The sequence below is a fragment of the Phyllobacterium sp. P5_D12 genome, assembly GCF_054049495.1.
On sequence record NZ_JBFUMG010000162.1, the window covers coordinates 1 to 8,953 of the forward strand.

The 8,953-nt window shown below is 57.6% G+C and carries 9 protein-coding genes; 7 read left to right on the forward strand and 2 right to left on the reverse strand.

Annotated elements, in window-relative coordinates:
• The 7 genes from ACXJ5O_RS12680 to ACXJ5O_RS12710 form a co-directional block, all read left to right on the forward strand.
• A partial coding sequence (locus tag ACXJ5O_RS12680) for a M48 family metallopeptidase (protein WP_457300194.1) occupies positions 1-596 on the forward strand: 596 nt, incomplete at its 5' end.
• Positions 596-1,237 (forward strand): YdcF family protein, encoded by a 642-nt coding sequence (locus ACXJ5O_RS12685; RefSeq protein ID WP_457300195.1) that lies wholly within the window; start codon positions 596-598, stop codon positions 1,235-1,237. The genes ACXJ5O_RS12680 and ACXJ5O_RS12685, both read left to right, overlap by 1 nt.
• A 58-nt stretch (positions 1,238-1,295) precedes the next feature.
• Positions 1,296-1,955: a phosphoribosylanthranilate isomerase gene (locus tag ACXJ5O_RS12690; protein ID WP_457300196.1), complete on the forward strand. Its 660-nt coding sequence runs from the start codon at positions 1,296-1,298 to the stop codon at positions 1,953-1,955.
• 56 nt (positions 1,956-2,011) lie between these two features.
• A complete protein-coding gene (trpB, locus tag ACXJ5O_RS12695; RefSeq protein WP_457300197.1) occupies positions 2,012-3,262 on the forward strand; it encodes a tryptophan synthase subunit beta in 1,251 nt (416 codons plus the stop codon).
• A 2-nt stretch (positions 3,263-3,264) separates the two neighbouring features.
• Entirely contained in the window at positions 3,265-4,104 is an 840-nt protein-coding gene (gene trpA / locus ACXJ5O_RS12700; RefSeq protein ID WP_112524845.1) for a tryptophan synthase subunit alpha, read from the forward strand.
• Positions 4,105-4,145: 41 nt separating this feature from the next.
• On the forward strand, positions 4,146-5,066 hold the full coding sequence (accD, locus tag ACXJ5O_RS12705; RefSeq protein WP_457300198.1) for an acetyl-CoA carboxylase, carboxyltransferase subunit beta: 921 nt from the start codon (positions 4,146-4,148) through the stop codon (positions 5,064-5,066).
• A gap of 30 nt (positions 5,067-5,096) precedes the next feature.
• On the forward strand, positions 5,097-6,425 hold the full coding sequence (locus tag ACXJ5O_RS12710; RefSeq protein ID WP_457300199.1) for a bifunctional folylpolyglutamate synthase/dihydrofolate synthase: 1,329 nt from the start codon (positions 5,097-5,099) through the stop codon (positions 6,423-6,425).
• Between the two features lie 54 nt (positions 6,426-6,479).
• On the opposite strand, the gene trxA is transcribed toward ACXJ5O_RS12710, so the two are convergent.
• Together trxA and ACXJ5O_RS12720 are read right to left on the reverse strand one after the other, a co-directional pair.
• Entirely contained in the window at positions 6,480-6,803 is a 324-nt protein-coding gene (gene trxA / locus ACXJ5O_RS12715) for a thioredoxin (RefSeq protein ID WP_112524851.1), read from the reverse strand.
• A gap of 191 nt (positions 6,804-6,994) precedes the next feature.
• Positions 6,995-8,953: 3'-5' exonuclease (locus ACXJ5O_RS12720; RefSeq protein ID WP_457300200.1), on the reverse strand; the 1,959-nt coding region annotated here is incomplete at its 5' end.

An 8,953-nucleotide genomic window follows, 5' to 3' on the forward strand; every position in this document is an offset into this window, starting at 1 on the left:
TGACCGTGCCGCCGGGCATAGCTGCGCGCGAAGTCGACAAATTTCTCTCCCGTCACGAAGGCTGGATCGAGACCCGCATTGCGAAAATGCCTGATCAACCGAACGTGCGCCCGGGTGTGAAGATCCCCGTACGCGGCGTGCCACATCTCATTGTGCACGAACCGGCAAAGCGTGGAACGGTACGGCAGGAAAACGGAGCCGAAGGGCCCAGGCTGATCGTCTGTGGCGATCGTCCGCATCTCGCCAGGCGCGTTGGCGACTTCTTGAAACGTGAGGCGCGACGCGACCTGGAAATGCTCGTCGCCCGTCACACAACCACCGTTGGGCGGCGCGCAAAGGCTGTTCGCCTGAAAGATACCAAAAGCCGCTGGGGCTCATGCACATCTGACGGTACGTTATCTTTTTCCTGGCGCATCATGATGGCGCCGCCACCGGTTATCGACTATCTCGTCGCACATGAAGTGGCCCATTTGAAAGAGATGAACCACGGTCCGAAATTCTGGACATTGTGCGGCGAGCTTTGCCCCGACACGGAGCGCTGCAAAGCCTGGCTGAAACGCAATGGCAGCGCCTTGCAGGCTATCGATTTCAACTGATGGAACGCGCTTCTTCACCTGCCGTTTTGCAGGCGGCAAGAACGCTGTGGAATTTTCATCTTATCTATGACGAACTGTCTGAGGTCGATGTGATTATTGGTCTCGGCAGCTACGACTTGCGCGTCGCCGATCGTTGCGCCGAGCTGTTTCATCAGCGCCTGGCCAAAAAAATTCTCTTTACCGGCAAATCCGGCAATTGGACCAACAATCTATTCGATGGCAGTGAAGCTGAAGCGTTTGCCAGGCGTGCCCGGGAACGGGGTGTTCCTGCGGACGCGATCCTGATCGAACCGAAAGCCACCAATATCGGGGAGAACATCCGGTTTTCACGTGCAATGGCGAAGGGCCAGGTGGCTCGCATCATCATTGTCACCAAGCCCCAGACCCAGCGCCGCGCCTATGCGACGGTCCGGGCACAATGGCCCGAAGTATCGGCACTCGTCACTGCACCAATGACGCCCTTCGGAGAACAACCGATCGGAGCCTACCCGTTTGAAATGTTAGTCCACGAAATGGTCGGCGACGTGCAGCGAATACGCGACTATCCGTCCAAAGGCTTCCAGATAGCGCAATCCATCCCTGCATCTGTCGCGGATGCGTTCGATTTCCTTGTTAAAGAAGGCTATCACCACCATCTCTAACCATTGATCAATGCGCAAAATCCTCGACTTTGACGCATTTTCATGCGAGTGGCGGCTTATGAGCCTTGATATCAAGATATGCGGGTTGAAAACCGACGAAGCAGTGGCTGCGGCGCTGGACGACGGCGCATCGCATATCGGCTTCATTTTCTTTCCGAAAAGCCCCCGCTATGTCGACCCCGGCGAGGCTGGCCGTCTGCGTCAGGCTGCCAAGGGGCGCGCGATAGCAGTCGCTGTGACTGTCGATCCGGATGACGTCACGCTCGACGCGATTGTTGCTGCGATGCAGCCGGACATGCTCCAATTGCACGGCAATGAGAGCGTTAACCGGGTTGCGGAAATCAAGGCCCGTTATGGCTTGCCGGTCATGAAGGCACTTGCCTWGCGCGAACGCGGGGATCTTGAACAGATCAAGCCGTATCTCGACGTGGCCGACCGCTTCCTTTTTGACGCCAAACCACCAAAGGGATCGGAGCTTCCTGGCGGAAACGGTGTTTCTTTTGACTGGCAGGTGCTGAGTGAGCTTGACGCCTCTACCGATTACATGCTTTCCGGTGGTCTCAACGCGAGTAATATCGCCGAGGCGCTACGGGCAACGAATGCACCAGGCATCGACATTTCTTCCGGCGTCGAGTCTGCACCGGGCGTGAAGGATGTTGGCCTGATCAAGGATTTTTTCCGGGCTGTGCGCGCTGCCAAAAGCGCCGATGCGGCCTGAATATAAGAGGCGGTCGTTTCAACAAAGCGACAGGGCCTCAAGAACGGAGTGATGCAGTGAACACGGTGGTTGAACCCAATTCATTCAAGACAGGCCCTGACGAGGAGGGCATGTTCGGCATTTTCGGCGGGCGTTTTGTTGCCGAGACCCTGATGCCGCTGATCCTTGAACTGCAGCAGGCCTATGAAGACGCGAAGAACGATCCGTCGTTCAAAGCAGAGCTTCAGGCCCTGTCGACGCATTACGCCGGACGGCCATCCAAGCTGTATTACGCCGAAGGCCTGACAAAACATGTGCGCCAGCTGGCCAAGGATCAGGGCCTCGACGGCGGCGCCAAGATCTATTTCAAGCGCGAAGATCTGAATCATACGGGCAGCCACAAGATCAACAACTGCCTTGGCCAGATCCTGCTTGCAAAGCGTATGGGCAAGACCCGTATCATCGCGGAGACGGGGGCCGGCCAGCACGGCGTCGCGTCAGCCACAGTGTCCGCCCGTTTCAGCCTGCCTTGCGTGGTCTATATGGGCGCGACCGACGTCGAGCGGCAGAAGCCCAATGTGTTTCGCATGAAATTGCTCGGTGCCGAGGTTAAGCCCGTATCATCCGGCCATGGCACGTTGAAGGACGCGATGAACGAGGCCCTGCGTGATTGGGTCTCGAATGTCGAGGACACTTATTACTTGATCGGTACCGCCGCTGGTCCGCATCCCTATCCGGAGATGGTGAGGGATTTCCAGTCGGTGATTGGGACTGAAGCCCGCGAGCAGATCATCGAGCGCGAGGGACGCCTGCCAGACACCATCATTGCTGCCGTTGGCGGCGGATCCAACGCAATCGGTCTGTTCCATCCCTTCCTTGACGACAAGAGCGTCGAGATCATCGGCATCGAAGCTGGCGGCCGTGGACTAGATGGCGAAGAGCATTGTGCCTCGATGAGTGCGGGGCGTCCCGGCGTCTTGCATGGCAACCGCACCTATCTCTTGCAGAACAAGGACGGCCAGATTCTCGATGGTCACTCTGTTTCGGCCGGTCTCGATTACCCGGGCGTCGGTCCGGAGCATTCATGGTTGCGCGATACGGGCCGCGTTTCCTACGTGCCCATCCTTGACGATGAAGCGCTCGAAGCGTTCACCCTGACAACTCGCACCGAAGGCATAATTCCTGCACTGGAATCCGCCCATGCTATCGCCCATGCGGTGAAAATCGCGCCTAAGATGGCACAGGACAAGATTATGATCGTCAATCTTTCCGGGCGTGGCGACAAGGATGTGCACACGGTCGGGCAGCTTCTAGGGATGGACATCTGATCATGACGACGCGTATCGACAGAAAATTCGCAGCGCTCAAAGCTGAAGGGCGTCCGGCACTCGTGACCTATTTCATGGGCGGCGATCCCGACTTCGACACATCGTTGAAGATCATGAAGGGGCTGCCCGGCGCCGGTTCCGACATCATCGAGCTCGGTGTGCCATTCTCCGACCCCATGGCGGATGGACCTGCCATTCAGGCCGCCGGGTTGCGGGCCCTTAAAAAGGGCATGTCGCTGACGAAGACGCTCGATCTCGCCGCGCGCTTTCGGCAAACCGACGATACCACCCCGATCGTGCTGATGGGATACTACAACCCGATCTACATCTACGGCGTCGACCGTTTCCTTGTGGATGCCGTCGCCTCTGGCATCGACGGCCTAATCATTGTCGACCTGCCGCCGGAAATGGACGAAGAACTCTGCATTCCTGCGATCAAGGCCGGGATCAATTTCATTCGCCTGGCGACGCCAACAACTGATGACAAGCGTCTGCCGAAGGTCCTGCAGAACACATCGGGCTTTGTCTATTACGTGTCGATGAACGGCATTACCGGATCGGCATTGCCTGATACGAGCCGGGTTGCGGCCGCTGTCGAGCGGATCAAGAAGCATACGGACTTGCCGGTCGTCGTCGGCTTCGGCGTCAAGACCGCCGAGCAGGCCAAGGTAATCGGCTCCGCCGCAGACGGCGTTGTCGTCGGCACGGCGATCGTCAATGCTGTTGCCAACACGATCAATCCCGACGGTTCCTTGGTGGCCGATCCCGCCGAAGCCGTTGCCACGATGGTCAAAGGCCTTTCCAGCGGTGTGCGGGCGTCAAGTCTTGCGGCGGCCGAGTAAAGCTCCTAAATCAACCGTTTGCTAGAAGAACAGGACCGATCATGAACTGGATCACGAATTACGTCCGGCCCAAGATCAATTCGATGCTTGGTCGCCGCGAAATGCCAGAGAATCTCTGGATCAAGGATCCAGAATCCGGCGAAATGGTTTTCCATACGGATCTGGAAAAGAACCAGTGGGTCGTACCAACTTCCGGGCATCATATGCGTATCCTCGCAAAGGACCGGTTGAAGTTCTTCTTCGATGACAGCGTCTTTGAAGTGCTGGAACAGCCGAAAGTTGCGACGGATCCGTTGAAATTCCGCGATGAAAAGCGTTACGTCGACCGGCTGAAGGAACATCGCACCAAAACCGGCCAGGATGATGCGATTATCAACGCGCTTGGCATGATCGAGGGACTGCCGATCGTCGTGACCATCCATGACTTCAGTTTCATGGGCGGTTCGCTCGGCATGGCGGCGGGCGAAGCAATCATCAAAGGTTTCGAAACCGCGATCGCCCAAAAGAAACCGCTGGTGCTTTTCGCTGCGTCCGGCGGTGCTCGCATGCAGGAGGGAATTCTTTCCCTGATGCAATTGCCGCGCACAACTGTTGCCGTCGAAATGCTGAAGGAAGCTGGTCTACCTTACATCGTTGTCCTCACGAACCCGACGACAGGCGGCGTCTCCGCCTCTTACGCAATGCTTGGTGATATCCACATCGCCGAACCCGGTGCATTGATCGGATTTGCCGGACAGCGCGTCATTGAACAGACCATCCGTGAAAAATTGCCCGAAGGATTCCAACGCGCCGAATATCTGAAGACGCATGGAATGGTGGATATGGTCGTGCCGCGGCCAGAATTGAAAGCAACGATTGCCCGGCTGTTGAAGATGCTGATGGGTGAAGCGGCCACGGAAATTGCTGAGGAACATCCCAACGAACAGGCCGTGGTGCCGGTACCGGTCGAAACCGAAGCTTGATGCCGACCTGCTTTTTGAATTGGCTGTGCAATGCCATCGCGTGCTGAACAAGAGATCGACCGGCTCCTCGGGCTCCACCCCAAGGGCTTCGATCTGTCTCTCGGCCGTATAACGCGCCTATTGGACACGCTGGGCAATCCCCAGCTGCGGATACCGCCGGTAATCCACGTCGCAGGCACCAATGGCAAGGGTTCTGCCGTCGCCTTCTCGCGGGCGCTGCTTGAAGCCGCGGGCTACACGGTGCACGTCCACACCTCGCCGCATCTCGTACGCTGGCATGAGCGCTATCGGATTGGCACGCCAGGCGGCGGCAAGATCGTCGAGGACGATGTGCTGGCGGATGCGGTCAAGCGGGTTGCCGACGCCAATGCCGGACAGGCAATCACCGTCTTCGAAATTCTTACCGCCGTCACTTTCGTTTTGTTTTCGGAACACCCGGCGGATGCTGTCATCCTCGAAGTTGGTCTCGGCGGTCGGTTCGATGCGACCAATGTCATTCCCGAGCCGGCTGTCAGTGTCATCATGCCCATTTCGCTCGATCACCAGCCCTATCTCGGCGACCGTGTAGAACTGATTGCGGCGGAAAAGGCTGGCATCATCAAGCCGCGTTGCCCTGTTGTCATCGGCGCCCAAGAAGAAGAAGCTGTTCGCATGGTGCTGATCGAGACCGCCGAACGCCGCGATTGCCCCTTCACTGTGTATGGCCAGGATTTCCTCAGCTTCGAAGAACGTGGGCGCATGGTCTATCAAGACAATAAAGGATTGATGGACCTTCCTTTGCCGGCGCTGCTCGGCCGCCACCAGCTGGCGAACGCTGCTGCAGCAATCCAGGCGGTCAGAACTGCCGGCTTCAAGGTGCCGGAGCAGGCCGTCGAAAGAGCGATGGCAAATGTCGAGTGGCCCGCCCGAATGCAGCGGCTCATCAAGGGCAAGCTGGTGGATATGGCGGTCCCGGGTTCGGAAATCTGGCTCGATGGCGGACATAACCCCGGAGCGGGGCTGGTGATTGCCGAGGCTATTGCCACATTGGAAGATCGCAACCAACGGCCGCTGTTTCTGATCACCGGCATGATCAATACCAAGGATCCTGATGGCTATTTCCGGGCTTTTACCGGCATGGCGCGGCACGTTTATACGGTGCCGATACGTTCCAGCGGCGCCGGGATTCCACATGACGAGCTCGCACTGGCTGCCAATGAAGCCGGGCTTTCGGCTGAACCTGTGCATTCAGTCGAAAATGCCCTGAAGATTCTGGCGCATAGCTGGGACCCATCCGAGCCGGCACCACGCATTCTTATAGGCGGGTCGCTGTATCTGGCTGGCGACGTTCTTTCGGACAACGGCACGCCGCCATTATAGGCAACAAAAAGCCCGGCACTAAACCGGGCTCTTTTGTTCGAATGACTTGAACAATCAAGCAGCCGAATTCCTGATCCAGTCGGACAATTTGCTCTTCGGAGCAGCGCCGACCAGATTGGCAGCAAGTTCACCATCCTTGAACATCAGCAAAGTCGGGATCGAGCGTACACCGAACTGGGCAGCCAGTTCTGGATTTTCATCGATATTGACCTTGGCAATCGTAATTTTGCCTTCCATCTCGGATGCAATCTCTTCAAGAGCGGGAGCGATCATCTTGCACGGGCCGCACCATTCCGCCCAGAAATCAACGACGACAGGCTGGCCCGCCTGAATGACGTCGGACTGGAAATTGCTGGTGTCGATCTTGACGGTAGCCATGGGCTTTTCCTTGTGTGTTTGTGAATGTGTTGCACATCATGTGGTGAGTCGGCTTGCAATCGTCAAGCTCGGTGTTGTCACGATTCAGTGCAAACAGTCTGGAGCAGCCTGCAATCCTGCTTCGTTGCCTGCCCGCAGCAATCAATAATCAGCCTTACCACGTTTTGCATTTTCCAATCCATATCCTTTGCTCACACCATCCGACCGAGTGCGTCGCTCATCGCATCGGCGGAGATATCGATCAGGTGGGGACCTTCGGTGAAGAGCAGCGCAGCCTCCACAGTCTTGCCCGGATAAAGCGGCTCCAGCAATTGGCGGTAAAGGGCTAGCTGCGCAACATAGGCTTCCGGAACCTTGTTGAGACTGGCGGGGGGTGGGCGGTTTGTCTTGTAGTCCACGATCAGCACCCGCTTTTCATCGGCGGCCAACCTGTCGATCACACCCGAAACAGCGTGATCCTTGCCGCGCAGATGCAGCGTTCCCATGATCGCCACTTCTGCAAGCGAGCCCGATGCGAAAACCGGCGCATAGCGTGGATCATCTATAACGCCGAGGACCGATTGCAGGGCGTCTTCGATTTCTTGCCGGGGCCAGTCAAAGGCAGCGCGCGAAAGGTAGCGCTCCGCAGCCGGGACCCGTTGTTCGGCGGACAAGTTCGGCAGGGTCTGCAACAAGGCGTGGATGACCGTTCCGCGGCGGATCGCGAACGATGGATCACCTCCGTTTACTGTCAATACGGGCGAGCCGGTCACCACGGGCGCTTCGTCGTCCGGTTCAATCAAGACCGAGACGCCGGATGGCGCAAGCGGTCTTGGCAGGCCGGCTTCTCGCGGCATGGGAGAGCGATACGCCGCAGGAAATGGTTCGGCACGCGCTTCGGAAGGTGTGGCAAGCTCATCGATCGGCGAGTGAGTGTGCTCCGTCACGCGATAACGCCTGGCGACCACAGTTTCTACGGGATGCTGGAATGGTTCGCTTAATTCACCCAGGGCGGCCTCGACCAAACCATGCCATGTTTCGGATGCCTGCCGTGGTCCGCGATAGCCGCACACGATCAAGCGATCCTCGGCGCGCGTCATCCCCACGTAGAGAAGCCGGCGATATTCTTCTTCGGCGCGAATCTTCAGATTATCGACGATCGTTCCCGTAAAGGCGGTTGCATAGGTCTTGCCGGGAACGAAAAGAAAACCTGGACCTTGCCAGCCATCTTCTTCCTGCAGCTTGAAAGAAAGCAAATTTGGCGTTCGCCCACCTGCCGATGCCGCACTGCCGGAATCTACCAGGAAAACGACGGCGGCCTCCAGCCCCTTGGCTGCATGTACCGTCATAATGCGAACTTCATTACGGCTCTGATCGAGTTCGCGTTTGATCTCGGGAGTTGCGGCGTCAAGCGTTTCAAGGAATGCCTGAAGTCCGGGGAGGCCGGTCTTTTCCGTGGCAACCGCATAGTTTTGAAACTCATCTATGACATCGCCGGCTTCATGGCCGAGTCTTGCCAACAGATCGCGTCTGGCACCTCCCGGCCCCAAAATCTCCGCATAGAACTCGAACACCGGTACGGTGTCGGCCCGATTGTGCCAACTCTGCAATCGTTGCGCCGTTGAACTCACGATTAGATCATCGTCGGCGCGCGCATTCAGCCGTTGATAGAGTGTTTCATGTTCTGCCCGGCCATATGCGAGGTCAAACAGTTGTTCATCATTCCACTTGAACAACGGGCTCTTCAACAGTGCTGCAAGCGACAGGTCGTCGGATGGCAGCAGCATGAACCGGCCAAGCGCCACCAGATCCTTGATGGCAATGTGGTCCGTGAGCTTCAACCTGTCAGCGCCGGCGACCGGGACGTGGCGCCTCTTCAGCTCGCGCGACAAAGCTGGCATGAACTGATCGCGCTTGCGCACCAATACCATGATGTCTCGCGCTTCGAGACGCCGGCCCTGCCCCTCAATTATTTCACCATTCTTTAGCCAGCTATCTATCGTCTTGGCGATGTGCTCAGCGAGCCGGACAGGTGGAGCAGGAAGGCTGTCCACCGGTTTGCGCCAATCATCTTCCTGGGGCGCGTTTTCAGGCGTGATCATATCCCATATCTGGACCTCGCCGGGATCATGATCGCGAATAGCCGTATGGACAGTCGGGCCGTGTTCCCG